General features: G+C 63.4%; 21 protein-coding genes. 14 read left to right on the plus strand and 7 right to left on the minus strand.

Annotated features, from left to right (window positions below):
* Window positions 1-72: 72 nt before the first annotated feature.
* From PHA8399_RS18370 to PHA8399_RS18405, 8 genes are all read left to right on the plus strand, one after another.
* Window positions 73-1,815, plus strand: coding sequence for a heparinase II/III family protein (locus PHA8399_RS18370; RefSeq protein ID WP_058287549.1), 1,743 nt, complete (start codon window positions 73-75; stop codon window positions 1,813-1,815).
* Between the two features lie 25 nt (window positions 1,816-1,840).
* Window positions 1,841-3,430, plus strand: coding sequence for a bifunctional phosphoribosylaminoimidazolecarboxamide formyltransferase/IMP cyclohydrolase (purH, locus tag PHA8399_RS18375; RefSeq protein ID WP_058287550.1), 1,590 nt, complete (start codon window positions 1,841-1,843; stop codon window positions 3,428-3,430).
* A gap of 16 nt (window positions 3,431-3,446) precedes the next feature.
* Entirely contained in the window at window positions 3,447-3,929 is a 483-nt protein-coding gene (lspA, locus tag PHA8399_RS18380) for a signal peptidase II (protein WP_008556301.1), read from the plus strand.
* Between the two features lie 55 nt (window positions 3,930-3,984).
* Window positions 3,985-4,506: a DUF3035 domain-containing protein gene (locus PHA8399_RS18385; protein ID WP_058287551.1), complete on the plus strand. Its 522-nt coding sequence runs from the start codon at window positions 3,985-3,987 to the stop codon at window positions 4,504-4,506.
* Window positions 4,507-4,673: 167 nt separating this feature from the next.
* Complete coding sequence (locus PHA8399_RS18390; RefSeq protein ID WP_058287552.1) at window positions 4,674-6,017, plus strand: M16 family metallopeptidase; 1,344 nt, start codon at window positions 4,674-4,676, stop codon at window positions 6,015-6,017.
* Window positions 6,014-7,333: a M16 family metallopeptidase gene (locus PHA8399_RS18395; RefSeq protein WP_058287553.1), complete on the plus strand. Its 1,320-nt coding sequence runs from the start codon at window positions 6,014-6,016 to the stop codon at window positions 7,331-7,333. Before PHA8399_RS18390 ends, PHA8399_RS18395 begins: the two co-directional genes overlap by 4 nt.
* Before the next feature lie 266 nt (window positions 7,334-7,599).
* Window positions 7,600-9,735 carry a polyribonucleotide nucleotidyltransferase gene (gene pnp, locus PHA8399_RS18400; protein ID WP_058287554.1) on the plus strand — a complete coding sequence of 712 codons (2,136 nt, stop codon included), beginning with the start codon at window positions 7,600-7,602 and terminating at the stop codon, window positions 9,733-9,735.
* A 198-nt stretch (window positions 9,736-9,933) separates the two neighbouring features.
* Window positions 9,934-11,229, plus strand: coding sequence for a glycosyltransferase family 4 protein (locus PHA8399_RS18405; RefSeq protein ID WP_058287555.1), 1,296 nt, complete (start codon window positions 9,934-9,936; stop codon window positions 11,227-11,229).
* Here PHA8399_RS18405 and PHA8399_RS18410 read toward each other — a convergent pair.
* Together PHA8399_RS18410 and PHA8399_RS18415 are read right to left on the minus strand one after the other, a co-directional pair.
* Complete coding sequence (locus tag PHA8399_RS18410; protein ID WP_058287556.1) at window positions 11,205-12,632, minus strand: mannose-1-phosphate guanylyltransferase/mannose-6-phosphate isomerase; 1,428 nt, start codon at window positions 12,630-12,632, stop codon at window positions 11,205-11,207. The genes PHA8399_RS18405 and PHA8399_RS18410 overlap by 25 nt on opposite strands.
* Before the next feature lie 117 nt (window positions 12,633-12,749).
* Complete coding sequence (locus PHA8399_RS18415) at window positions 12,750-13,400, minus strand: peroxiredoxin (RefSeq protein ID WP_008556383.1); 651 nt, start codon at window positions 13,398-13,400, stop codon at window positions 12,750-12,752.
* A gap of 316 nt (window positions 13,401-13,716) precedes the next feature.
* On the opposite strand from PHA8399_RS18415, the gene PHA8399_RS18420 reads away from it, so the two are divergent.
* Complete coding sequence (locus PHA8399_RS18420) at window positions 13,717-15,156, plus strand: aldehyde dehydrogenase family protein (RefSeq protein ID WP_058287557.1); 1,440 nt, start codon at window positions 13,717-13,719, stop codon at window positions 15,154-15,156.
* Window positions 15,157-15,276: 120 nt separating this feature from the next.
* On the opposite strand, the gene PHA8399_RS18425 is transcribed toward PHA8399_RS18420, so the two are convergent.
* Together PHA8399_RS18425 and PHA8399_RS18430 are read right to left on the minus strand one after the other, a co-directional pair.
* Window positions 15,277-15,570: an AzlD family protein gene (locus PHA8399_RS18425; protein ID WP_058287558.1), complete on the minus strand. Its 294-nt coding sequence runs from the start codon at window positions 15,568-15,570 to the stop codon at window positions 15,277-15,279.
* Complete coding sequence (locus PHA8399_RS18430; protein WP_058287559.1) at window positions 15,563-16,276, minus strand: AzlC family ABC transporter permease; 714 nt, start codon at window positions 16,274-16,276, stop codon at window positions 15,563-15,565. Before PHA8399_RS18430 ends, PHA8399_RS18425 begins: the two co-directional genes overlap by 8 nt.
* Before the next feature lie 111 nt (window positions 16,277-16,387).
* On the opposite strand from PHA8399_RS18430, the gene PHA8399_RS18435 reads away from it, so the two are divergent.
* A complete protein-coding gene (locus PHA8399_RS18435; protein ID WP_058287560.1) occupies window positions 16,388-16,936 on the plus strand; it encodes a helix-turn-helix domain-containing protein in 549 nt (182 codons plus the stop codon).
* A gap of 12 nt (window positions 16,937-16,948) precedes the next feature.
* Here the strand turns inward: PHA8399_RS18435 and PHA8399_RS18440 are convergent, their stop codons facing one another.
* Window positions 16,949-17,602: an RluA family pseudouridine synthase gene (locus PHA8399_RS18440; RefSeq protein ID WP_058287561.1), complete on the minus strand. Its 654-nt coding sequence runs from the start codon at window positions 17,600-17,602 to the stop codon at window positions 16,949-16,951.
* Window positions 17,603-17,752: 150 nt separating this feature from the next.
* Between PHA8399_RS18440 and truB the strand changes: the two genes are divergently transcribed.
* From truB to rpsO, 4 genes are all read left to right on the plus strand, one after another.
* Window positions 17,753-18,664 carry a tRNA pseudouridine(55) synthase TruB gene (gene truB / locus PHA8399_RS18445; protein WP_058287562.1) on the plus strand — a complete coding sequence of 304 codons (912 nt, stop codon included), beginning with the start codon at window positions 17,753-17,755 and terminating at the stop codon, window positions 18,662-18,664.
* A 356-nt stretch (window positions 18,665-19,020) separates the two neighbouring features.
* Complete coding sequence (locus PHA8399_RS18450) at window positions 19,021-19,533, plus strand: DUF1643 domain-containing protein (RefSeq protein WP_058287610.1); 513 nt, start codon at window positions 19,021-19,023, stop codon at window positions 19,531-19,533.
* 125 nt (window positions 19,534-19,658) lie between these two features.
* Window positions 19,659-20,615 carry a calcium-binding protein gene (locus PHA8399_RS18455; RefSeq protein ID WP_244270254.1) on the plus strand — a complete coding sequence of 319 codons (957 nt, stop codon included), beginning with the start codon at window positions 19,659-19,661 and terminating at the stop codon, window positions 20,613-20,615.
* A 158-nt stretch (window positions 20,616-20,773) separates the two neighbouring features.
* Complete coding sequence (gene rpsO / locus PHA8399_RS18460; RefSeq protein WP_008555454.1) at window positions 20,774-21,043, plus strand: 30S ribosomal protein S15; 270 nt, start codon at window positions 20,774-20,776, stop codon at window positions 21,041-21,043.
* Window positions 21,044-21,309: 266 nt separating this feature from the next.
* Here rpsO and PHA8399_RS18465 read toward each other — a convergent pair whose 3' ends face one another.
* Window positions 21,310-23,646, minus strand: coding sequence for an aldehyde dehydrogenase family protein (locus tag PHA8399_RS18465; protein WP_058287564.1), 2,337 nt, complete (start codon window positions 23,644-23,646; stop codon window positions 21,310-21,312).
* A 74-nt stretch (window positions 23,647-23,720) separates the two neighbouring features.
* The gene (deoC, locus tag PHA8399_RS18470) at window positions 23,721-24,710 is read right to left on the minus strand and encodes a deoxyribose-phosphate aldolase (protein ID WP_058287565.1); all 990 of its coding nucleotides are present in this window, start codon (window positions 24,708-24,710) and stop codon (window positions 23,721-23,723) included.
* Window positions 24,711-24,910: the final 200 nt, after the last annotated feature.

Consider the following 24,910-nt stretch of genomic DNA (forward strand, 5'->3'; position numbering starts at 1 on the left):
TGACTTGAGCTGCACCCCGCGCTATGCTCCCGCCAAAACGCCCTGGCAAACCCGGCGTGAGGCAAAAAGAGCATGTCCACTTACGACAGAATGGCAGGCCGCGGCACCCGGCTGCTGAACCGGTATTACGCCTGGCGGGCCCGCAGCCAGCCTGCCGCGACCGGCTTTGTCTCGCAGCCTGAACCGCGCACCATCGGCAGTTTCGCCCGCGGGCGGCAGCTGGTGGCAGGCAATCTTCTGTTTGCCGGCTATCTGGTCGAATCGCCTGATACCGGCCTGTGGGAGGTTGCTGCGCCGGACGCTGCATTTGACGCGGAGCGGCACGGGTTTGCCTGGCTCGACGATCTGGCTGCAGTTGGTGATTTCAAGGCGCGTTCCAAGGCGCAGAAATGGGTCTGGGGCTGGATCGCGCAGCACGGGCGCGGCGGCGGCCTGGCCTGGCTGCCGGATCTGACCGGGCGGCGGGTGATCCGTTGGATCAACCACGCGCTGTTCCTGCTGAGTGGCAAGGACAGGGACCAAACCGAGGCGTTCTATGGCTCCTTGGCGCGGCAGACCTGGTATCTTGCGCATCGCTGGCAAGGCGCAGCGCCGGGCCTGCCGCGGTTCGAGGCCCTGTGCGGCCTGATCTATGCGGGCCTTGCCTTGCAGGGACGCGAGGAGCTGGCAGACCCGGCTGTCAGGGCGCTGGCGGCTGAATGTGAGACTCAAATCGACGGGCAGGGCGGATTGCCGACCCGCAATCCGGAAGAGCTTCTGGAGGTGTTTACCCTTCTGACTTGGGCCGCCGCGGCCCTGCATGAGGCCGGCCGCATGGTGCCGCATGCCCATGTCGCCGCCATCGAACGGATCGCTCCCACCCTGCGCACGCTGCGTCATAGTGACGGCGGGCTGGCGCGGTTTCACGGCGGCGGCCGCGGGCTGGAGGGGCGGCTGGATCACGCGCTGGCGGCCAGCCACGTGGCGGAACGCCACTCCGACGGCCTGGCGATGGGCTTTGCCCGGTTGTCGGCGCGGCGCACTTCGGTGATCGTGGATGCCTCTGCCCCGCCCAAGGGCAAGGCATCCTATAACGGTCACGCATCGACCCTGGCGTTCGAGCTGACCTCGGGGCGGCGGCCGCTGATCGTGAATTGCGGCTCTGGTGAAACCTTTGGCGTTGAGTGGCGCCGGGCCGGGCGGGCCACGCCCTCGCATACGACACTTTGCATTGAGGGCCATTCCAGTGCCCGGCTGGCGCCGCCGCACAAGACCACGGGCCATGAGGAACTGATCGAAGCGCCTGACGACGTACCGCTGGAGTTGAGCGATTTGGCGGAAGGACTGCGGTTTCAGGGCGGGCACAACGGCTATGCGGCGCATTTCGGCCTGACCCATGCCCGCACGCTGGAATTGTCCTTTGACGGGCGCAGCCTCAGCGGCGAGGACATGCTGGTGGCCTTGGACGATTCCGCCAAGCGCCAGTTCGCCAAGGTGCGGGATGCCAGTCCGGATGGCGCCATCGGCTTTGATATCCGCCTGCACCTGCACCCGGAGGTCGACGCAGCCCTTGACTTGGGCGGCACGGCAGTATCCATGGCGCTCAAGAGCGGGGAAATCTGGGTGTTCCGTCATGACGGAAGCTGCCAGTTGCGGCTGGAACCAAGCGTTTTCCTGGAAAAGACCCGCTTGAAGCCGCGTGCGGCAAAGCAGATCGTTTTATCCGGGCGGGCGATGGGATATGCCACCCGCATCCGGTGGACGCTCAGCAAGGCGCAGGAGACTGCCGTTGCCGTGCGAGACCTGAACCGGGACGAGCCCGAGACGTTTGACTGAGCCTTTGAAAAGGACCTGCCCTGCCATGACCGACCTTCACCCCGTACGCCGTGCGCTGCTTTCCGTATCCGACAAGACCGGCCTGATCGAGCTGGGCAGGGCGCTGGATGCGCGCGGTGTCGAACTGCTGTCCACCGGCGGCTCCGCCAAGGCGCTGCGCGACGCGGGGCTGACTGTGAAAGACGTCTCCGAAGTGACCGGGTTTCCGGAAATGATGGACGGCCGCGTGAAGACCCTGCACCCGATGGTGCATGGCGGCCTGCTGGCCCTTCGGGACAATGACACCCACGTCGCCGCAATGCAGGAACATGGCATCGGCGCCATCGACCTTCTGGTTGTGAACCTTTACCCGTTCGAGGCGGCGCTGGCACGTGGCGCAGGTTACGATGAGATGATCGAAAACATCGACATCGGCGGCCCGGCGATGATCCGTGCAGCCTCCAAAAACCACTTGTTCGTCAACGTGGTGACCGATGTCCAGGATTATGAGGCGCTCTTGGCGGAGCTCGACAACAACGGCGGCCAGACGTCCTATGCCTTCCGTCAGCGGCTGGCCCAGACCGCCTATGCCCGCACTGCGGCGTATGATGCGGCTGTGTCGAACTGGATGGCATCCGCGCTGGAGGAAAAGACCCCGCGCCGCCGCGCCTTTGCCGGTGAGCTGAAGCAAACCCTGCGCTATGGCGAGAACAGCCACCAGGAGGCGGCTTTTTACACCGATGGCACGAACCGTCCGGGCGTTGCCACAGCGGTTCAGCTGCAGGGCAAGGAACTGAGCTACAACAACATCAACGACACCGATGCGGCGTATGAACTGGTGGCGGAATTCGATCCGGCTGAAGGCCCGGCCGTCGCCATCATCAAACACGCCAACCCCTGCGGCGTCGCCAAGGGCGCCACTTTGTCCGAGGCCTATCAGAAGGCATTTGACTGCGACCGCACCTCGGCGTTTGGCGGCATCGTGGCGCTGAACCAGCCGCTGGACGCGGAGACCGCCGCCAAGATCACCGAGATCTTCACCGAGGTGGTGATCGCGCCGGGGGCGTCTGACGAAGCCAAGGAAATCTTTGCCGCCAAGAAGAACCTGCGCCTGCTGCTGACCGAGGGCCTGCCGGATCCGCGCAAACCCATCGTGGCCTACAAGCAAGTGGCCGGCGGTATGCTGGTGCAGGACAAGGACGTCGGCTATGTCGGCATGGAGGACCTGAAAGTGGTGACCGAGAAGGCGCCCTCTGATGCGCAGATGCAGGACCTGCTGTTTGCCTGGAAAGTTGCCAAGCACGTCAAATCCAACGCCATCGTCTACGTGAAGGACAACGCAACCGTCGGTGTGGGCGCGGGCCAGATGAGCCGCCTGGACAGCGCCAATGTGGCGGCTTCCAAGGCAGGCCGCATGGCCGCTGAACTGGGCCTGGAGGAAAGCCTGGCCAGGGGCTGTGCCGTGGCTTCGGATGCGTTTTTCCCCTTCCCGGACGGCCTGCTGGAAGCGGCAGCCGCGGGCGGTGCCTGCGTGATCCAGCCGGGCGGCTCGATGCGCGATGACGAGGTGATCAAGGCAGCCGACGAGAAAGGCCTCGCCATGGTCTTTACCGGCATGCGCCACTTCCGCCACTAAACCGGGCAGTTAAGACATGGCAGCACGTTGGATGATCTGGGGCGCGGCCCTTTCGTTCCTGGCGGATCAAGCCAGCAAATACCTGGTGATTCACTGGATGGGGCTGGACCAGCGCCACCGGATCGACGTGCTGCCGCCATTCCTCAACTTCCGCTACGGCGAGAACACCGGTATCAATTTCGGCCTGTTCGGCGGCGGGGATGAGGCCGCGCGCTGGATTCTGATCGCCCTGTCGGCGGTGATCTGCGTGGTTCTTGCGGTGTGGGTCTGCCGCGGTCAGGACAAGTCCCGGGGCATGCAGCTGTCGGCCGGGCTGGTGATCGGCGGCGCGCTGGGAAATGTCGCCGACCGGCTGCTTTACGGCTATGTGCTGGATTTTCTGAACACGTCCTGCTGCGGCATCCAGAATCCTTTTGTGTTCAATGTCGCCGATATCTTTATCTTCGCGGGTGCTGCGGGGCTGATTTTCTTTGACGGGCGCCGCAAAAAGCCTGCGTAGACCTTGGCAGGCAAATACGTTAAAAGCGCCAGGAAACAGGCAGGAGTTTGGGGCAATGAAGATCCCGTTCGCAGTGATCATTCTGGCTGGCGCGCTGGCAGTGTCCGGCTGCGCGCAGAAGGGGCTGCGCGTCCTTCAGAAACCGGGCACCGGCCCGGATGAGTTTCTGATCCTGCCCACCAAGCCGCTGAGCGCGCCGGAAAGCTACAGCAGCTTGCCTGCGCCGACCCCCGGGGGCAGCAATCTGACGGATGTCAATCCGCAGGCCGAAGCGGTGGCTGCCCTGGGCGGCAAGCCTGGCGCTCTCGTTCCGGTCAGCGGGGTGCCGTCCGGAGACGCGGCGCTGGTCACGGCTTCCAGCCGCTATGGTGTGCAAGCCGGAGTGCGCGAGACCCTGGCGCAGGAAGACGCGAAGTTCCGTCACCGCAACCGCCATCTTGGCCGGATCAAGATCGTGCCGGTGGACCGCTATGAGCAGCTGTACCGCAAGCAAAGCATCGACCCGTTTGCCGTCAGCGACCAGTTCCGCAGGGCAGGGGCCGCGACGCCGTCTTCGCCGCCCGAAGACGGGTCCTGAGCGCTCACTTTTCTGCCAGCCGGTCTTGCAAGACGCCAGCAGCCGCGTAGGTTGACAGCAGCCTTACTGCTGGCAATGGGCCGCGAATTGTGGCTGCAATGAACAAAAGAGCAGTAACCGCATCCCGCCGGGCAATGGCAGGAGTGCAGAAAATTGGAGGATGCCAGATGATCCAAAGGGTCACATTGGCCGCCGCGGCGCTGAGTGCTGCCTTGTCCGGCCCCCTGCAGGCCGAAGACGAGGCGGTGACCGCGTTCACCCTGGAAAATGGCATGGACGTTGTCGTAATCGAGGACCACCGGGCGCCGGTGGTGCAGCAAATGGTCTGGTACCGGGCCGGCTCCGCGGATGAGCCGCCGGGTCAATCGGGTGTCGCCCATTTCTTGGAGCATCTGCTGTTCAAGGGCACAGACAAGCTGGCGCCGGGCGAATTGTCCGCCACGGTGCGGGCAAATGGCGGCCAGGACAACGCTTTCACCAGCTATGATTACACTGCCTATTTCCAGCGTGTCGCCGCCGACCGGCTGGAGCTGATGATGCAGATGGAAAGCGACCGCATGACGAACCTCCGCCTCAGCGAGGAGGATATCGTCACCGAGCGCGAGGTCATTCTGGAAGAGCGCAACCAGCGCACAGACAATGATCCGGTGGCGCTGTTCCGCGAGCAGCTGCAAGCGGTGCAGTACCTCAATCACCGTTACGGACAGCCGGTGATCGGCTGGCGGCACGAGATGGAAAGCCTGGATATGGAGGACGCGCTGTCCTTCTATCAAACCTATTACGCGCCCAACAATGCCATCCTGGTTGTCTCCGGCGATGTGCAGCCTGATGCGGTGAAAGCGCTTGCCGAACAGTATTACGGCGTGATTCCGGCCAACCCGGATCTGCCGGAGCGCTTCCGCAGCCAGGAGCCGCCGCAAACAGCGGCCCGCCGCCTGACATTCAAGGACCCGCGCGTGGCGCAGCCCTATGTGCAGCGGTCCTACCTGGCACCGGAGCGCGACAGCGGCGCCCAGCAGAAAGCCGCAGCGCTGTATCTGCTGGCGGAACTCCTGGGCGGCGGCAACACTTCCTACCTGGCCAATGCGCTGCAGTTCGACCAGCAGGTCGCCGTCTACACCGGCGCCTTCTACTCCGGCAGCACATTGGATGACACATCCTTTACCTTCTTGGTTGTCCCGGCCGAGGGGGTCAGCATGCAGGACGCCGAGACCGCGCTGGATGCCACCATCGCCCGCTTTCTGGACGAGGGGGTGGATGAAGCCCAGCTGGAGCGGATCAAGCTGCAGCTGCGTGCGGCAGAGATCTATGACCGCGACAATGTGAACGGTATTGCCAACCGCTATGGCCAGGCGCTGAGCATCGGGCTGACGGTGCAGGACGTGCAGGACTGGCCGAAGATCCTGCAATCGGTCACCGCGGATGAGATCATCGCCGCCGCCAAGGAAGTTTTGCGCCCGGAAACATCTGTCACCGGCTGGATGACGCGCGACCAGGAGGTAACCCAATGACTCCGCTGAAATATATCGCTGCGGCACTGGTAGCCTGTTTCCTGGCCGTGCCCGCTTGGGCGGGCATCAAGATCGAGGAAGTCACCTCCCCCGGCGGGATCAAGGCCTGGCTGGTGGAAGACCACAGCATTCCCTTCTCGGCTCTTGAGCTGCGTTTTCGCGGCGGCACCTCACTGGATGCGCCGGGCAAGCGCGGCGCAGTCTACCTGATGACCGGGCTGCTGGAGGAAGGCTCCGGCGATCTGCGCGCCCAGGAATACGCCCGCGCGGTGGAGTCGCTGGCGGCGGAGTTCTCCTATGATGCGGACAAGGATTCGGTGTCCATCTCCGCCCGCTTCCTGACCGAAAACCGGGACGAGGCGATGGCGCTGCTGCGCCAGACCCTGTTTGAGCCGCGATTTGATCAGGACGCGCTGGACCGTGTGCGGGCACAGGTGCTGGCAGGCTTGCGCTCTGATGCCAAGAACCCCAACAAAATCGCTGGCGAGATGTTCTCCAAGCTGGCTTTTGGCGATCACCCCTATGGCAGCGACGGCAAGGGCACGCTGGAGACCGTTGCCGCGCTCAGCCGCCAGGACATCTTCGACGCTTACGAGGCGGTGTTTGCCCGCGACAGGCTCTATGTCAGCGCCGTTGGTGACATCACTGCCGGGGAGCTGGGCACGCTGCTGGATGATTTGCTGGGTGCGCTGCCTCCGGAGGGCGCGCCGATCCCAGGTCCGGCGGAGGTCACGATCGAGGGCGGTGTCACCGTGGTGGATTTCGACACCCCGCAGTCGGTCGCACTGTTCGGTCAGAAGGGGATCAAGCGTGAAGACCCGGATTTCTTCACGGCCTATGTGATGAACCAGATTCTGGGCGGCGGATCTTTCGAGACCCGCCTGATGACAGAGGTGCGGGAAAAGCGCGGGCTGACCTATGGGGTCTATTCCTACCTGGTTCCTCGGGATCTGGCAGCGGTCTACATGGGATCGGTTGCCTCCGCCAATGGCAAGATGGCCGAGGCGGTCGAGGTGATCCGGAACGAATGGCGCCGCATGGCCGAAAACGGCGTGACGGAGAAAGAACTCAAGGACGCCCAGACCTATCTGACGGGCGCTTACCCGCTGCGTTTTGACGGCAACGGCCGTATTGCCTCGATTCTGGCGGGCATGCAGATGGACCATCTGCCGATCAGCTATGTGGAGACCCGCAACGACCGGATCAACGCAGTCAGCCTGGAGGACGTGAACCGCTTTGCAGCGGAGTTCCTGGAGCCCGAGGGGCTGCAGTTCGTCATCGCTGGCCGCCCGGAAGGCCTGGAAACAACGAACTGATTTCCTGCCGGGCGGGGTGCGGCCCCGCCCGTTTGCAGTGCGAGGCCGCGGCCGCATGGCCGCAAGGCGTGCCGCCGCCCATTGCGGCGGGGTCCACTGCTTTCCCTTTCAATTTCCCACAAACTCATGTATGGGCGGGCCTATCTGAGACGATGTGCCCAGGCCCCGGCACGCGAAAGAAAGATAAGTGGGGCCGGCGGCAATGGGGCCGCCACGCAAACGGGAGACCCGGAGGGCCGGGAGTGCTCCCTTTTAGGATACGCTAGATGTTTAACGTTACGAAGAAATCGATGCAGTGGGGCGAGGAAACGCTCACACTGGAAACCGGCAAGGTTGCCCGCCAGGCTGATGGCTCCGTGATTGCCACCCTGGGCGAAACCTCGGTCATGGCCAACGTGACCTTTGCCCGTCAGCAGAAGCCCGGCCAGGACTTCTTCCCGCTGACCGTGCACTACCAGGAAAAATACTACGCTGCGGGCAAAGTGCCCGGCGGCTTCTTCAAGCGCGAAGCGCGCCCGACCGAAAAAGAAACCCTGACCGCGCGTCTGATCGACCGTCCGATCCGCCCGCTGTTCGTCCCCGGCTTCAAGAACGAAGTGCTGGTGATGTGCACCGTGCTGAGCCACGACCTGGTCAATGACCCGGACATCGTCGCAATGATCGCGGCCTCCGCTGCGCTGACCATCTCCGGCGCGCCGTTCATGGGCCCGATCGCCGGCGCCCGCGTCGGCTTCGTTGATGGCGAATACGTGCTGAACCCGACCGTCGACGACATGCAGGACCTGCGCCTCAACCCCGAGCAGCGCCTGGACCTGGTTGTGGCCGGCACTAAGAACGCTGTGATGATGGTGGAATCGGAAGCTTATGAGCTGACCGAAGCCGAGATGCTGGGCGCGGTGAACTTCGCGCATGAGCAGATCCAGCCGGTGATCGACCTGATCATCTCGCTGGCCGAAGAGACCGCGAAAGAGCCCTTTGACTTCCAGGCGCCGGACTACTCCGAGCTGTACGAAGCTGTTAAGGCCGCCGGCGAAGAGCAGATGCGCGCCGCATTCGCGATCACCGACAAGCAGGAGCGCACCGCCGCTGTTGCCGCTGCCCGCGAGACCATCAAGGCAGCGCTGACTGAAGACCAGTTGGAAGACGCCAACCTTGGCTCTGCCATGAAGAAGCTGGAAGCCGGCATCCTGCGCGGCGACGTGGTCAAGGGCGGCAAGCGGATCGACGGCCGTGACACCACCACCGTGCGCCAGATCGTTGCTGAAACCGGCCTGCTGCCGCGCACCCATGGCTCCGCCCTGTTCACCCGCGGCGAGACCCAGGGCCTGGTCGTGACCACGCTGGGCACCGGCGACGATGAGCAGTTCATCGACGCGCTGCACGGCAACTTCAAATCCAACTTCCTGCTGCACTACAACTTCCCGCCGTACTCGGTTGGCGAAGTGGGCCGTGTCGGCTCCCCGGGCCGCCGCGAAATCGGCCACGGCAAGCTGGCCTGGCGCGCGCTGCAGGCGGTTCTGCCGGCGCCGACCGACTTCCCCTACACCATTCGCGTGGTGTCGGAGATCACCGAATCCAACGGCTCCTCTTCGATGGCTTCCGTCTGCGGCGGCTCGCTGTCGATGATGGACGCGGGCGTGCCGCTGAAGGCACCGGTTGCCGGTGTGGCGATGGGCCTGATCCTGGAAGACGACGGCTCCTACGCGGTGCTGACAGACATCCTGGGCGACGAGGATCACCTCGGCGACATGGACTTCAAGGTGGCGGGTACCGAAAACGGCATCACCTCGCTGCAGATGGACATCAAGGTTGCCGGCATCACCCCGGAAATCATGGAGAAAGCCCTGGCCCAGGCCAAGGATGGCCGTCTGCACATCCTGAACGAGATGGGCAAGGCGCTGTCCGAGACCAACGAGTTCTCGGTCCACGCCCCGCGCATTGAGACCATGCAGATCCCGACCGACAAGATCCGCGAAGTGATCGGTTCCGGCGGCAAGGTGATCCGCGAGATCGTCGAAGTGTCCGGCGCAAAGGTCGACATCAACGACGACGGCGTGATCAAGATCGCCAGCCCGAACGGCGACGCCATCCAGAAGGCCTATGACATGATCTATTCGATCGTGGCAGAGCCGGAAGAAGGCCAGGTGTATACCGGCAAGGTCGTGAAGATCGTGGACTTCGGCGCGTTCGTGAACTTCTTCGGCAAGCGCGACGGTCTGGTGCATGTCTCCCAGATCGAAAACCGCCGCCTGAACCATCCTTCGGACGTTCTGAAGGAAGGCCAGGAAGTGAAGGTCAAGCTGCTGGGCTTTGACGACCGCGGCAAGGTTCGCCTGTCGATGAAAGTTGTCGACCAGGAAACCGGCGAAGAAATCAAGAAAGAGGAAGCTGCTGAAGGCTAAGGCCTGAAAGAGCTTCCGGACGGGTCCCGGCTGCAAGGCCGGAACCCGTTTCCTCTGTCCGCTGCCGCTGCTCCCTCCGGGCAGGTGCCCGGACCCGGCGCACAAGGCACTGCGCTTTCCGGTTCTTACGCTGCTCCGCTTGCGCTGAAGCCACACAGGAGCGATGGCCGGTCTATTCAAAACTCAGCTGGAGATCCCATGCGTCCGCTCTTTTACGATTTGACCGAGCTGCTGTATCTGTCTCACGGGTTTAAAACGTACTACGGTATCGCCAAGGTCGTCGCAGAGGGCGCCAAGGAGGCCTTCCGGGCTGATAACGGCACCCGGTTTGTTGCGTATTCTCAAGGGCATGACGCGTTTTTTGAGGTTTTCCCGAAATATGACGATACCGCTGAGGGCGGGATCGACCTGAATGTGCCGAATTCCGGCAAGCCATACTTCATGCGCCGGATTCACAACCGCAAGAAAAAGAAGGCTCTGCACTACATTGCCCCCTTCGTGTTCGGTGTTGTCGACTTGATAGAGCGCTCCCGCTGGGCGCTGAGCGGCGCTGACAATCCGATTGTGTCCCTGGATGGCGGGGCCTGGGTCAGCTGCGGGCGGCCCAAGCTGATCATTCACCCGATCAAGCATCTGCAAAAGCTGGACGTGGAAATCCACGTGCTGATTCACGATATGATCCCGCTGCATGACTTCAAACGCGGTGGTGCGCCGGACTTTTCCAGCTCTTTCCTAGGCGACAACCAGTGGCTGCTGGAAAACGCGGACCATGTCATCGGTAATTCGCAATTCACTATCGACGATGCCAAGGACTTTGCCAGCCAGGGCATTCTTCCGGAGCTTAAGCGCACCTCAGTTGCGCCGCTGGTGCATGAACTGCGCGCCGGGGATGAAGAGCAGTCGGTGGAACTCCCCGAACGCCCCTATTTCCTGATGGTCGGCACGATGCTGGGCCGCAAGAACCTGGATGTGGTTCTGAATGCGATGAACCTGATCGCCAAGCGGGGCGAGACGCCGCCGCTGCTTGTGCTGGCCGGCAAACGGCGCCACCGCACGATGGACTACCTCGACAAGGAGGAAATGGCGCTGGTCAAACCGCATGTCCTGCAGCTCGACACGCCGAATCAAAGCGATCTGGTACGGCTGTACGAAGCCTCGCAGGGGGTGATCCTGCCGTCCCGCATCGAAGGCTGGGGGCTTCCTGCCGGCGAAGCGCTGTGGGCCGGTGTTCCGGCAGTTTGCGCGGACATTCCGGTGATGCACGAGGTTTGCGGCGATCTGGGCCTGTATTTCGGTGCGGATGATCCGGGAACCCTTGCGGGCCATATGCAGCGTCTGACGCAGGATCCGGCATTTGCTGCAGAGTGGCGGGCGAAGATCGCGGCGAACCGCGACCGGCTGCGCACCTGGCGGGACTTCGGCCAGGACCTGCTGGCCAATGTCGCCGCCAATTCCGAGCCCGCCCGCCCTCAGTCGGTTTCGTTGCGGGCGTAAACATCCTCATACCGGACGATGTCATCTTCGCCGAGGTAGGATCCGGTCTGGACCTCGATCAGCACCATGTCCAGCTTGCCGGGGTTCTCCATCCGGTGAACGGCCCCTAGCGGGATGTAGACAGACTGGTTTTCGGCGACCAGCTTCTGGGTGCCGTCTACGGTCACGCGTGCGGTGCCCTGCACCACTATCCAATGCTCCGACCGGTGAAAATGGCTCTGCAGCGACAGCGCGGCGCCCGGTTTCACAACAATCCGTTTGACCTGGAACCGGCGTCCTGTCGCCAGGCTGTCGAAATAGCCCCACGGGCGGTGATCGCGCGGGAACTGCACTGCCTGCGGCGCCTGCTGAGATTTCAGCAGCTCAACGGCTTTCTTCACGTCCTGGGTGCGTGACTTGTCAGCAACAAGCACAGCATCAGGCATGGCAATGGCCACAATCCCGTCCAGCCCCAAGCCAACAATCTGCTGGCCCTCGGATTCGGACCGCAGCAGCACATCCTTGCAGTCAATCGCCGCAGCGTTGCCATTTGTGGCGACACCGTGCGAATCCGGGTTGCTCTCTGCCCAGACTGCGTTCCAATCTCCAAGGTCAGACCATTTGCCCTCGAAAGGCACCGAGCAGATATTCTTGGCCTTCTCCATGATCGCATAGTCGATCGAGATGTCCTCTGCCGCAGACCAGGAGGCCGGGTCCAGGCGCAGAAAGCCCAGATCCGCCTTGGCGTTTTCGACGGACTTGCGGACCGGATCGACCAATTGTGCAGCGTGCTGTTCAAAGGCGGTAATGACCGCACGGGCGGTGAACAGGAAGATGCCTGCATTCCAAAGGTAGTTGCCGGCGGCCAGCATCTTTGCCGCAGAGGCGGCGTCAGGCTTTTCGACAAACCGGCTCAGCGGTGCCGGCTTTCCAGGCTCGGCTTCCCCGTCCAACTGGAGATAGCCATAGCCGGTTTCCGGGTGCGTCGGAACGATACCGAAGGTCACGAGATCGCCTGCCAGTGCCCGCTCTGTTCCCGCCTGAATTGCGGCGCGGAAGGCGTCCGCATCGGGGATCACATGGTCCGAAGGGGCCACGATCAGCAGTGCATCGGGATCCTCGGCAAAAGCGTGCAAGGCGGCGGCCAGAACCGCAGGCGCGGTATTGCGCCGGTCCGGTTCGATCAGAATGGCGCCCGGGTCGATGCCTGCCCCCAGCAACTGTTCGGTCACGATGAAGCGGAAATCCGAGTTGGTCACCACGATGGGTGGCGCGAACCCTTCGCCTGATAACCGCCCGACGCTCTCCTGGAATAGGGTCTTGCCGCCCTTCAGGGACGTGAACTGCTTGGGATAAGATTCCCGCGACAACGGCCATAGCCGTGTTCCCGAGCCGCCGCACATCAGGACTGGAGTGATCTGCATTCGGACCTCCTTTAGTTTGCATGCGCTATAGGCGAATGCACTTCAGAAGACAAACGGTCAGCCCGGCCCGGCGGGCAGGGAACGGCACAGCCGGATGCAATGCCGCTCCTGCTGATTTTATTCCGGCGCTTTGGTCTTGCGCAGGTAGGGGAAGATGGTTTCGTACTCACCGAATTTTGCGGTTGCTTCCTCGTCCGAGACGCTCGGCGGGATGATCACATCCTCGCCCGGCACCCAGTTGGCCGGCGTGGCGACGCCTTTTCCGGACATCTGCAGGCCATCCAGGGCGCGCAGGATTTCTGCAAAATTGCGGCCAACGGTCATCGGGTAGGTCATCGACAGCTTCAGCTGCTTGTCCGGGCCGATAATGAACACGGAGCGCACGGTAGCACTGTCCGCCGGGGTGCGGCCGTCGGGCAGATAAGCTTCGGCGGGCAGCATGTCGAACGCCTTGGACACCGCCAGACCGTCATCGGCGATAATCGGGAACCCGGGATTGGCTTTGCCGTATTCCTCGATGTCTTTCTTCCACTTGCGGTGATCCTCGGCGCTGTCGACGGAAACGCCGATCACCTTGGTGTTCCGCTTGGCCCATTCGTCATTCAGCTGCGCGACAGCGGAAAACTCCGTTGTGCAGACCGGGGTGAAGTCCTTGGGGTGGGAAAACAGGATCGCCCAGCTGTCGCCGATCCAGTCATGGAAGTTGATCGTGCCCTGGTCGGTTTCAGCGGTAAAATCCGGGACCACGTCGTTAATGCGCAAACCCATTGCATTGTCCTCCTTGTCAGGGTGTCGTGTCTGATTGTTGCGTCCGGCTGCGGCCGGGCAGCCCGAGTCGCCTCAGGTGCAACCTGCGGGCTCTGCCGCTACGTTACAGTTCCTGGCGCGGGATGCCACAGGAATTCTCCAACAGCCTTATCCGGCAAAGACTTGCGGGCACCGCGTCAGAGGCGTTGACAGCGCCACCCAAAATTTGATCAAATTACGCAGCCAAAGCCCCTTGCCCCCCTGCTGGCCGAGTGACACAGTGGCCGCCAAACCGGCCAGACGGTTGGGAGAAAACGTCTGAATTGGGAGATCCCGCATGATCGAGAAACGCGACTTTTACATCAATGGCCAGTGGGTATCTCCCGCTGAGCCGAATGACTTCGAGGTGATCAACCCCTCGACGGAGGAACCCTGCGCAGTGATTTCGCTGGGCTCCGAGGCTGACACCAACGCTGCGGTTGCGGCGGCCAAGGCGGCCTTCCCGGGCTGGATGGCCACCCCGGTGGAACAGCGCATTGCGCTCGTGGAAAAGCTGATCGAAATCTATGAAGCCCGGGCTGAAGATCTGGCTCAGGCCATGTCGATGGAAATGGGCGCGCCGCTTGACTTGTCGCGCACGTCGCAAGTCGGTGCCGGCAGCTGGCACCTGCGCAACTTCATCGCCGCGGCCAAAGAGTTCAAGTTCGACGCGCCGCTGAACGAGAACAGCCCGAACGACCGTATCATCCATGAGCCGGTTGGCGTGTGCGCGCTGATCACACCTTGGAACTGGCCGATGAACCAGGTCACGCTCAAGGTGGGTGCGGCGGCAATCGCTGGCTGCACGATGGTCCTGAAGCCCTCCGAGCAAAGCCCGCTGAACGCGATGGTTTTTGCCGAGATGATGGATGAGGCCGGCTTCCCCGCAGGTGTTTTCAACCTGGTGAACGGCGATGGGACCGGTGTTGGCGCGCAGCTGACCGGGCACCCGGATGTGGACATGGTGTCCTTCACCGGCTCTACCCGTGCAGGCATCGCGATTTCGCAGAATGCGGCTCAGACATTGAAGAAAGTGCATCTGGAGCTGGGCGGCAAAGGCGCCAACGTGATCTTTGAAGACGCCGACGAAAAGGCAGTGAAGCGCGGCGTGCTGCATATGATGCAGAACACCGGCCAAAGCTGCAACGCGCCCAGCCGGATGCTGGTGCAGAACAGCATCTATGACCGCGTGGTGTCCGAGGCTGCAGAAGTGGCTGCCAAGGTCGAAGTCGGTCCTGCCGATCGGGAAGGCCGCCACATCGGCCCGGTGGTGAATGAGCTGCAGTGGAACAAGATCCAGGATCTGATCCAGAAAGGCATCGACGAAGGCGCCCGGCTGGTCGCAGGCGGCACCGGGCGTCCGGACGGGCTCAACAAGGGCTATTATGTCAAGCCGACGGTCTTTGCCGATGTGAACAACCAGATGACCATCGCGCGCGAAGAGATCTTCGGGCCGGTTCTGTCGATCATTCCCTTTGAGACTGAAGACGAGGCGATCGAGATTGCCAACGACACGCCTTATGGCTTGACCAACTATGTGCAGACGCAGGACGGCGCCCGCGCCAACCGCATGGCCCGCGCCCTGCGCTCCGGCATGGTGGAGATGAACGGCAAGTCGCGCTCGGCAGGTTCGCCCTTTGGCGGTATGAAACAGTCTGGCAAGGGCCGCGAAGGCGGCAAGTGGGGGATTGAGGACTTCCTGGAGGTCAAAGCTGTCGGAGGCTGGGCTGCTGAGTAAGCCTGCCGGATGAGAACGTATGGAGAGCCGCCCTTATGGGCGGCTTTCTTTTTTGCGCCCCAGGGTGCCGGGGGTGGCCCGTGCTGCGCACGGGCGGGCAGGCACAAGCTGCTAGGCTCCTCAGAAATAGGCTCTGATCAGGCAGATCGCGGCGATTCCTGCGGCCATCGTCAGCGGCAGGCTGCGGGTAAGCAGTGCCGCCGTCAGTGCGGCTGCCCCGGCCGCCCACTCCTGCGGCCCGCCTTGCATCAGCAGATAGGTGACCAAGGATAGTATCAGGCAGCCCGGCAACGCCTGCAGACCGCGCGCCCAGGGCCCGTGGTCCGGAAGCCGCCTTCCCAGCAAGCAGCCGGACAGCCGCACGGCAAAAGTGGCGGCAGCCAGGCCAAGGATCAGGGTCCAGGTCTCAGTCATTGCCCATCACTCCGGCTATCGCCGCACCGCCGAGGCCGCCCAGGATGAGGGTCCAGGTCGGATCCAGAGGGGTGAACCGGCCTGCCAGCAGTACGATCAAAATGGATCCGGCCCAGGGCAGAAGCATTGCGCTGCCGCTCCACAAAGACCGCAGGATCGCGATGAAGGCGGCGGTGAAGGCAAAGTCCATACCAAGCGATTTGGGCTCCGGTACCACCGCGGCAAAGGTCGCCCCTGCCACCGTCGACAGCACCCAGACGGCCACCAGCCCCAGGCCGCCGCCCACCAGGTACCAGTATCCGGCGCAGCCGCCGCGGGCGCGCATCGCGTGCATCAGCGCCCAGTTTTCATCCGTTGCCAGATGCACGCCAAGCAGCACCTGCCACCAAGGGCGCCCGGCGAACTCATCCCGCAGCGATGCCGTGATCAGCAGCAGCCGAAGGTTCAGCGCCAGCCCGGCCAGCAGCGCGGCCCCTGCGCCTGCGCCAGCCACCAGCCGCTCCACCGCGATAATTTGCGAAGATCCGGCGAACACGATGGTGCCCATGACCCCGGTCTGAAGCCCGCTCATCCGCGCCTGCGCGGCCAGCAGGCCAAATGCCAGCCCGTAGACGCCAACACCAACCGCCAGGGGCAGAATGTCTCGCAATCCCGCCGCCAGACGGCTGCGGACCGTGCTGCTTTGGGGAAGGTCTTGCAGGGTCATCAGTCGGTTCCTGTAGAAGCAGCGCAGTCATTGATCTATAACGAACGTATGTCTTTTATAATGAACGCCGTACGCGTTCGTCAAGCCGAACAAAAGGTCGAAATACTGAACATGTCAGCGCCCCATCAGATGATCGCCGCGGCCATCCAGCGCGAGCGAAGCCGAGCAGGCAAATCGCTGTCGGCGCTTGCCGCGCAAGCGGGAATCGCAAAATCGACCCTGTCGCAGCTTGAGGCAGGCAATGGAAACCCCAGCGTAGAGACGCTTTGGGCGCTGGCAGCGGCGCTGGATATCCCGCTGAGCCAGCTGTTTGAGACCGAGGCGCCCGCCACCACCTTGATCCGGGCGGGGCAGGGGGAGCCCCTGGAATCGGAGCAGTCGGATTTCACCGCGGTGCTGTTGTCACGCTGTCCGCCGAATGTGCGCCGGGATATTTACCGGGTGGTGATGCAGCCGGGAGAAGTCCGCTGCGCCCAGCCGCATCCGCGCGGCACGGTGGAGCATATGCTGGTTTGCTTCGGGCAGATGCGGGCGGGACCGGACGGGCAGGAAGAGGTTCTGCAGCCCGGCGACTATTACACCTATCCCGGCGACCGACCCCACAGGTATGAGGCGCTGCAGGCGGATACGCTTTTTCTGATGGTGATGGAGGCTCCGTGAGCTGCGGCGGGGTCAGAAGTCCGGTTTTACCCTGAACTTCAGCGATTCGCCGCTGTCGGGATGTTTGATCCGCAGCTCCTCGGAGTGCAGCATCAGCCGCGGGTGGTCCAGAGCCGTACCGCTGGCATAAAGCGGGTCGCCCAGTATCGGGTGGCCCAGCGACAGCATATGCACGCGCAGCTGGTGCGAGCGTCCGGTCTTAGGCGTCAGCCGCACCCGGGTGGCGCCGTCTTCGTATTTCATCACCCGCCAGTCGGTGACGGCGGGCTTGCCGGTCTCATGACAGACCATTTGTTTGGGCCGGTTCGGCCAGTCGACGATCAGCGGCAGGTCCACGGTGCCGCTGCGCGGCTCCAGCTGTCCTTCAACCCGTGCCGCATAAGCCTTTCTCGCGGTGCGCTTTTCGAACTGCATCGACAAGTGCCGCTGCGCGTGGGGGGTGAGGCCGAAAACCATCACGCCGGAGGTGTCGCGGTCCAGGCGGTGCACCAGCAGCGCCTCGGGAAACACCGCCTGAACGCGGGCGATCAGGCAGTCGGCCAGATGCTCGCCGCGGCCCGGCACCGACAAAAGGCCCGCAGGCTTGTTCACCGCCAAGAGCTGGGCGTCGTGGTGCAGGATGTCCAGCGGGTCCTGCGGCGGGGTGTATTCGCTTGAAACGGCCATGGCGCTTGCCTAGCGCCACCGGCGCGCGGGAGCAAGCACGGCCGGCACCCGCGCCCGTGAGGCTTTCCCTTGTGCCCCGCCATTTGCTAAATTGACACTGTCCCGGCGATCCGGTAACCGGCGCGCCTCACTGATAGACGGGGACGATGCATGGCACGCAAACGCAAAGGGCGCGATATTTCCGGCTGGCTGGTGGTGGATAAGCCTGCGGGGCTGACCTCGACCGCGGTTGTGAACAAGGTGCGCTGGGCGCTGGATGCCAAGAAGGCCGGCCATGCGGGCACCCTGGACCCCGAAGCAACCGGTGTTCTGGCCGTGGCGCTGGGCGAGGCGACCAAGACCGTCCCCTATATCACCGACGCGCTGAAGGCCTATACCTTCACGGTGCGACTGGGTCAGGCGACCAACACCGATGACGCCGAGGGCGAAGTGATCGCGCAAAGCGATGTCCGCCCCACCGACGAGCAGATCAAGGAGGCGCTGCTGCCGTTCCTGGGCGAGATCATGCAGGTGCCGCCCAAGTTCTCCGCCGTGAAAATCGACGGCCAGCGCGCCTATAAGCTCGCCCGCGATGGCGAAGATGTGCAAATCGAGGCCCGGCCGCTGTGGGTGGAAGAACTGATCATGCTGGACCGCCCCGACGCGGACCACGTGGTGCTGGAAATGACCTGTGGCAAGGGCGGCTATGTGCGCTCGATCGCCCGCGACTTGGGGGCGGCTCTGGGCTGTTATGGCCACGTCAAGGAACTGCGTCGGATTTGGTCCGGCCCATTTGATGCCGAGGACGGCATCTCGCTGGAGCGGATCGACGAACTGGCGAAATCGCCGGAACTCGACCAGTACCTGCGGCCCCTGGAGGAAGGCCTGGCCGATCTGCCGGAGCTGAAATGCACCCCGCAGGGAGCCGTGCGGCTGCGCAATGGCAACCCGGGCATGGTTATGGCCGCGGATGTGGAGTACGGCGACGAAGCCTGGGCCTCGCTGGACGGCAAGGCGGTGGCCGTGGGTATCTATAAATCGGGTGAGCTGCACCCCAGCCGGGTGTTTGTGGAGCCGGAGTGATCCGGGTTAGCCATAACTGGGGCCGTGCGGAAAACTGTCCTCGAAAGAAATCCCTCCACTGCTTAGGTCGCTGGAGAAACTGGCGCAGTTCCAGGTGGGTCGTGGCCGTGAAATAGAAGCTGGTCCGGTAATTGATCCGGGGGACCGCTTTGCCGCATCATGTTCGCCTTCCGGTCCGGGTGCCACTTTCAATACGGCCCAATGGCGCCAGTGGAGCCACCGAACCCGAAGAAAAGTTCGGTGTCACTTGGTATGGGGTTGCTCCCAACCATCTGTGGACCCGCAATGGCGTTATCCCCTGAAAGCTGCGCCGGACCTGCTTGGATCACAAACTGCGTCCGGATATTAAGGCCCGCATGATCACCCGCAGACACACCAAGGGCGATGCCCTCTCGACTGCCGTCTACTCGGACTGCGAAACCTACCGCTACAGCCTGACACGGGTTTGGGATCCCGCACGGCGGCGTGTGATGTTCGTGATGCTGAACCCCTCGACCGCAACCGAGGTGCAGAACGATCCCACCATCGAGCGCTGCGAGCGGCGTGCCCGCGCGCTGGGGTTCGGCGGTTTCAGAGCCACCAATATATTTGCCTGCCGGGTAACCGACCCGCGTGAGATGCGGCGGCTGGAGGCTCCGGAAGGCCCAGACAATATGGCAGCAATTCTGGAAGGGATGGACTGGGCCGATACGGTGGTCTGCGCTTGGGGCACCCACGGTGCGCATCGCGGACAGGGCGCGCGGGTCGCTGCGGTGCTGAGGTCAAGCGGCAAACAGTTGTATCACTTGGGGCTCAGCAAGGCAGGCCACCCCAAGCATCCGCTTTACATTGCCTACAGCCAGCAGCCGCAGCTGTGGCAGCCGGACTAAGATAACTTCAGCCTCTGTTAACCTGTGTTCTCGTTTTGTTTTGAACGCTTGTCTGCAATGTGGGATTGTGTTGACTGGTATCTGTTTGTCCAGGGGTTGATCGGACAATGTTGTGGTTGGCAAGTGTGCTGGGACTTGTAGCGGTTGGTAGTGCGGTCTTTGCAGAAACCGGGGCGGACGAAGATGACTCCGAAGCGCGGCGCGAGCCGGAGCTGGAGGGAGACGGTCTCGACGGCGGCTTTGTCGAGCCGGGCGGCGGATCCGTCACCGATACGGAAAACGGTGATATTCTGTCGGGCAGCGAGGCGGCGGACAGCTTGTCCGGCGGTGCCGGGGATGACCAGATCGGCGGATACGGCGGCGGCGATTGGATTGACGGCGGCACCGGCAGTGACTCTCTTTACGGCCAAAATGGTGACGACAGCCTGTTTGGCGGAGACGGCCAGGACTTGCTGCATGGCGAGGACGGTGCCGACTGGCTGGAGGGCGGCGCCGGCGGTGACAGTCTTTACGGGCATTTCGGAAACGACAGCCTGCTGGGGGGCAGCGGGGCGGATCTCCTGCACGGCGGCCAGGGCCAGGATTGGATGGAAGGCGGTGCGGGCGAGGATACGCTGCACGGCAACGACGGCAATGACAGCCTGACCGGCGGCGCCGGGGATGACGCGCTGTTCGGCGGTTACGGCAATGATGTGGTGTCCGGTGCAGGGGACGGAACAGAACAGGATTTCGTAAACGGCGGAGACGGGGATGACACGCTGATTGCCGGTGCGGGCGATGTGCTGACCGGCGGCGCTGGTGCGGATCAGTTCATGGCTGGCAGCTGGACCGGCAGCACGGGGGCAGTTCAGCTGATGGACTACGACGCGGACGAGGATCAGCTGGTGGTCGTCTGGGAATTCGAAGACGGGGAGGAGCCCACGCTGGAGGTGCGGCAGAACCCGGATGATGCGGCGGAGCAGCTGATCCTGGTGAATGGCCAGACTGCCTTGCGGGTTTCCGGGGCCGAGGGGCTCACCGCCGGGGATTTGGTTCTGATCGACCCGGAATCGGCGGCGGGTACCGGGCTGCTGCCGCAATAGCCTTGGCATACGGCGCCCGCCAGTTAGCCTTTGCCTTTACAGCGGAAACATCATATATGCGCGCATCTGCCGTGATTCCGCGGCAGGTTTCTCCATGGGCCTGTGCTGGACGACATCCCGGCCTGAGCCATCCACTTTAACCTATGAAGGAGACCCCGATGTCGATCACTGCGGAAGAAAAAGCGCGCCTGATGAAAGAATTCGCAACCAAGGACGGCGACACCGGCTCGCCGGAAGTCCAGGTTGCAATCCTGACCTCGCGCATCAACACCCTGACTGAGCACTTCAAAACCCACAAGAAGGACAACCACGGCCGCCGTGGTCTCCTGAAGATGGTTGCTCAGCGCCGCAAGCTGCTGGACTACACCAAAGGCAAGGATGAGGCCCGTTACCAGGACCTGATCAAGCGCCTGGGCATCCGCCGCTAATCCGCGCTTATCCGGATTTTTTGACGCCCGTTCCGAAAGGAGCGGGCGTTTTCCGTTGCACCGGCATCCTTCGGCAACGGGCGGCTCCCGCGCCCGCAGGCTCTCCGGCTGCGCCTGTCAGCCTTTGAGCTTGGGCATAGCCCGTGCTGCGCACGGTCGGTTGCCGCTTGAAGACGGTCGAGCCTTCGAAGGGCGGCGGCGGATCCGAAAGAGAAACGCCGCCCCAAATGGAGCGGCGTTTGGTCCGTTTCAGGGGCCGGCCGGTTTTACTCGCCGTAGGGCACCCAGATGTTCTTGACCTCCGTGGCCTCTTGCAGGAAGCGCTTGGTCTGGTCCTGCATCCAGTCAGTCGCAGTTCCGTTGTTGACCCAGGTGCGCTTCAGATTGCCCGCGGATGCCGCTTCGATTGCCGCCGACAGATCGGAGGAGGAGAAGCTCCAGACTGCATCCACATTCAAATGCGAGGACAGCGCCTTTGCCAGCTCTGCATGGCTGCCGGTCAGAATGTTGACCACGCCCGCAGGCACATCCGACGTGTCCAGAACCTGGTAGAAGTCGGTCGCGGCCAGCGGAAAGGCTTCGGAGGCTGCCAGCACCACCCGGTTGCCCATGGCAATGGCGGGCGCCATGGCAGAGACAAGGCCGAGAAGCGGTGCTTCATCGGCACAAAGGGCACCGATCACGCCAACCGGTTCCTTCATCGCCAGTGCGACGCCGCGGATCGGGACGCCATGCACTTGGCCGTCATACTTGTCGGCCCAGGCCGCAGCGGTGAACAGGCGCTGGATCGCGGCTTCGACCTCCTCCGTACCGGATTTCTTGCCGGTCATCGCGTCGATGCGGGCCGCAAATTCCGCGGCGCGGGCCGACAGGTTTTCACCGATGTAATAGAGGATCTGCGCGCGCAGATGCCCGGTGGTCTTGGACCAGCTTTGGGCACCTGCAGCGGCCTCTACTGCGTTACGCACATCCTTGCGGTTGGCAAGGCCCGCGTGGCCCAGCAGCGCGCCTGACTTGCCGTAAACGGCTTGGCTGTAGCCGCCGTCCGGGCGGGCCTGCTTGCCGCCAATATAGAGCTTTGCGGTCCGGTCCAGCGGATCCGCCGGGGCGCCGTTGCCCTCAAATGGCTCCACCTTGGCCAGCGGTTTGGCCTTGGCCTTCGGGCGGGTGTAGGCCGCCAGGCCTTCCCAGCCGCCCTCGCGCCCGAAACCGCTTTCGCGCACGCCGCCAAAGCCTGCGGCAGCGTCGAACATATTGGTGCCGTTGACCCAGACCACACCGGCGGCCAGTTTCGGCGCCATGTCGAGCGCCAGGTTCACATTCTCGGTCCAGACGGTTGCCGCGAGGCCGTAGCGGGTGTTGTTGGCCAGCTCCACCGCCTCCGCAGGGGTGCGGAAGGTGCAGGAGACCAGGACCGGGCCAAAGATCTCCTCTTGCATCAGAGGATCGGCTGGCGACAGGCCCTCAATCAGCGTCGGCGGGTAGAAGCAGCCGCCTTCGGGCATCTCCACCTGCGCCTGGTGCATGGTACCGGCAGTGTTGGCGGCGACCATGCTGCTGATGGTGTCGAGCTGCACCGGGTCCACAACCGCGCCGACGTCGACGCATTTGTCGAGCGGGCTGCCGACGCGCAGCCCGTCCATGCGGGCCTTGAGTTTGCTGTAGAAGCTTTCTGCGATGCCTTCCTGCACCAAAAGGCGCGAACCGGCGCAGCAGACCTGGCCCTGGTTGAACCAGATCGCATCGACCAGCCCTTCGATGGCGGAATCGAGATCGGCGTCGTCAAAAACGATGTAGGGGGACTTGCCGCCCAATTCCAGCGTCAGCGCCTTGCCGCTGCCTGCGGTGGCTTCGCGGATCTTGCGGCCAACCGATGTGGAGCCGGTGAAGGCGATCTTATCCACGTCCGCCGCGGTGATCATCTCCCCCACGGCACCATCGCCGGTGACGATATTGACAACGCCCTTGGGCAAACCCGCCTGGCGGCAGATATCGGCAAACAGCAGCGCGGTCAGCGAGGTGTATTCCGCCGGTTTCAGCACCACCGTGTTGCCCATCGCAATGGCTGGGGCGATCTTCCAGGCCAGCATCAGCAGCGGGAAATTCCAGGGAATGATCTGCCCGCAGACGCCCAGGGCCTCGGCACCCGGCAGTTCGCTTTCCATCAGCTGGGCCATGCCGGCATGATAGTAGAAGTGGCGCTGAGCCAGGGGAATGTCGATGTCGCGGCTCTCGCGGATCGGTTTGCCGTTGTCCAGTGTCTCCAGCACGGCAAACAGGCGGGAATGCTTTTGCAGCAGCCGCGCGATGGCATAGAGGTACTTGGCCCGGCCCGCGCCGCCAAGCGCTTCCCATTTGCCCCGCGCCTTGCGGGCGGCCTCAACCGCGGCGTCCACGTCGGCCTGGGTGGCCTGGGTCAAGCTGGCCAATACTTCCCCGGTGGCCGGGTTCCTGCTGTCAAAGCCTTCACCGGCGGCGGTGTACTCACCGTTGATGAAATGGCCAAAGCGGCTGCCCTGATCAACCAGCCAGGCCAGCGCCTCCGCGGCGCTTTCGGGGGCGGGGCCATATTCCATGCTGTCGAAGATCTCTTTAATGGTCATGATACTGATCCTTTTCGCGGAACCGGTTTCCGGCCCGGAAACCGGCCCGGAATTCGTGCCGAATTCCGGCGCCCTCACCCCATGGAGTGGCGGTAGCCGGCGGAGTATGCCCCGGTGACATGATGCTCCAGCTGGCGCTCGATATCGCCCAAGAGCGACGAGGCGCCGAAGCGGAACAGGTCGGGCTGCAGCCAGCGGTGGCCAAGCTCGTCTTTCATCAGCGCCAGGTACACCAGCGCGTCCTTGGCCTTTGAGATGCCGCCGGCAGGCTTGTAGCCGACGCGGTAGCCGGTGCGGTCGTAATAGTCGCGGATCGCGCGGATCATCACCAGGCTGACGGGCAGGGTGGCGTTGACGCTTTCCTTGCCGGTGGACGTCTTGATGAAATCGGCGCCCGCCATCATGCACACCAGCGAGGCCCGGGCCACATTGCGCAGGGAGCCGAGTTCTCCGGTGGCCAGGATCGCCTTTACATGCGCCTCGCCGCAGGCCAGGCGGAAGGCTTTCATTTCGTCATAAAGCGCCTGCCAGTTGCCGGTCAGCACTTGGCGGCGGGAGATCACGATGTCGATCTCCTCGGCACCGGCGCTGACGCTTTCGCCGATCTCGGCCAGCCGCAGGTGGAACGGCGAGAGGCCTGCCGGAAAACCGGTGGAAACTGCGGCCACCGGGATGCCGGTGCCCTCCAGCGCCTTGACGGCGGTGGGGACCATGTCGTGGTACACGCAGACCGCCCCGGTGGTGAGCCCCTCCATTCCCAGGCTGCGCAGAATGCCGGCATTCACCGGCTGGCGCGCCTTGGCGCACAGGCGGCGGACACGGCCTTCGGTGTCGTCGCCGGACAGAGTGGTGAGGTCGATGAGGCTGATGGCTTTCAGCAGCCAGGCCGCCTGATGGTCTTTCTTGACACTGCGGCGGCCCGGCAGGGTGGCGCAGCGGCGTTCGATGGCCGAGGTGTTGGCCTGCACGGCAGCGACCCAGTCCAGGTCCAGCTCCATGCCGGGATTGCGCGGCTCAGCCAGCTGCGGCAGCTGCGCGCTTCTTTCAGCGATATGGCTTTCCATTGGGGATCCTCAGAAGAGTTCCGTGCGAAAATCGCACGGGTGCGGCATATTGGCAAGCGAGCGCCCGGGGGCTGCCGTCAGGTTTTTTGACTAAATGGACAAATTTCCGGCCCGGACGGCTGCCGCCGGCGAGTTCATGCCATTGGGGGCAGGCCGCGGGGCGCAGAAATCGTGTTTTGCGATTCTGCGGCTGCCGCCGC

It is taken from the genome of Leisingera aquaemixtae, from assembly GCF_001458395.1.
GTDB lineage: Bacteria > Pseudomonadota > Alphaproteobacteria > Rhodobacterales > Rhodobacteraceae > Leisingera > Leisingera aquaemixtae.